Source organism: Cupriavidus phytohabitans (genome assembly GCF_017815025.1).
Classification (GTDB): domain Bacteria; phylum Pseudomonadota; class Gammaproteobacteria; order Burkholderiales; family Burkholderiaceae; genus Cupriavidus.
Genome location: NZ_JAGIQB010000178.1, coordinates 1 through 1,505 on the forward strand (window position 1 = coordinate 1; position 1,505 = coordinate 1,505).

At 58.6% G+C, this 1,505-nt stretch carries 2 protein-coding genes; both read left to right on the top strand.

Features of this window, described 5'->3' with window-relative positions:
* Window positions 1–540: 540 nt before the first annotated feature.
* Entirely contained in the window at window positions 541–741 is a 201-nt protein-coding gene (locus J8I34_RS33955; RefSeq protein ID WP_084402662.1) for a hypothetical protein, read from the top strand.
* A 371-nt stretch (window positions 742–1,112) separates the two neighbouring features.
* Window positions 1,113–1,487, top strand: a complete 375-nt coding sequence (locus J8I34_RS33960) for a PHA-granule associated protein 4 (RefSeq protein WP_209808552.1) — start codon at window positions 1,113–1,115, stop codon at window positions 1,485–1,487.
* The last annotated feature ends 18 nt before the right edge of the window (window positions 1,488–1,505 follow it).

Below are 1,505 nucleotides of genomic sequence, written 5' to 3' on the forward strand. Positions count from 1 at the left end.
TAGGCTTGCGCCAGGACGGATTTGAAACTCGATCACCGTCTGAAGGGGATTTGGCGACATTTAAGATCGAACTGAGCGACATCGAGACCGATGTTGTTTGGGCGCACAGTCTTCCAGAAGCTGGGAAGGGCTTCGCAGAAATGGGTACGCTACAGCCCTGAAAGCAAATGAGAGATCAGTGGCGTAAGAGCCATGGAGTTGATCGGCACCCTGTGAGTCAAAAACAGCACCGACGGACGAGTAATCCGCTGCGCTGCAGGCGCCATCCGGCAAGTGACGAGCAAGCGGAACAACTCTCCGGCGGAGGAGGTTGATCGCCTGATTGGCCCTGCTATCACAAACTGGCATCTCGCTCACTCCGCTGCTCCGCAGCATAGCGATCGCTTGCCTCCTGCGATCAAAGGGCTTACTGTGAGCGTTCGGTGTGCGCGTCCAGCGCCTTTCGCACCGATACATCCATAGCGGTTCTCATTTTTCTCCGTGGCGCAGTCCACGGGTCAGCAGTCGCATTTCCCTTTTGACCCGACAAAGGAGGCCGACATGCTAAGTCCGCACGAAATCGCCGCCCTGCTGCTGCTCGGTGATGCGGCAGAGATTCACGACCTTGACCCCGAGCAACTGGATGCCTTGTTGGAACATAAGCTGGTGACGATGGAACATGGGCATAGCAGTGGCAATGTCCACCCGCGACTGACAAGCCAGGGACATTCCATGCTCGACGCCGTACGACGCATTCGATGAGCTCAATCTGAGCGCAAACGGAGCGCCGGGCCCCAACGGAAGAAGCCGCCTTCGCTTCTGTTGATTGCTCTCCTTCCCTGCGATTTTTCCGCGCTCGGTCGACGGGACCCCCTCTGCAACCGGGATGCAGTAGGCTGGAATAGTGGGAGGTGGGAGCTTTGGCGGGCGTGGATCCACAGCCACCAACAGTCGGTAGCTACCCGCGCAGCGTCACTTGCTTCTTGCGCCAACGATGTCACGGTCTCAGTACGGGGCACGCCACCAGTTGTGGTGCCCAACGGATTCCCGATTACAATATTGCAACGCAACATAAGGGGCTGATGAGCGTGGTGCGCGCATTGCCACATGCCCTTATGGCGTTGGAGGAGAAGATGGGGATAGTTCGAGCTGGGACCAAGGGGCAGGCGCTAAAGCTCCTAGAGACGGCGGGGGTAACCGTCGTCGATTTGGATTACGAGACGGGTTGGCAAGACGCGGTTGAACTTGGCCGTCTGGGGGATAAGCGGGGGGTACGTGTCCAGTATCGCGGCCATGAGGACATCGCAGTCAACTCGCCTGCGGCGCTTGTCGCTGGACTAAGTCGACTGAAGGCAACGTTCCGTCAGCGCAATCTCTACTGCCAATTTGGGCTGAGCGAGTTGCCAGCCAGTGAGCTGGAGCGCCTGGAGGCAAAAGCGACGCAACTTGGGGACTACATCCTCGCGGGACATCTTGCTCGGGACGTCGACGCGGAATGGAGCGAGTAGCGCCTCGCCAATCAGCCT

Coding starts and splice junctions, on each gene's coding strand:
- J8I34_RS33955 (WP_084402662.1), top strand. CDS start 541: ATGCTAAGTCCGCACGAAATCGCCGCCCTGCTGCTGCTCGGTGATGCG.
- J8I34_RS33960 (WP_209808552.1), top strand. CDS start 1,113: ATGGGGATAGTTCGAGCTGGGACCAAGGGGCAGGCGCTAAAGCTCCTA.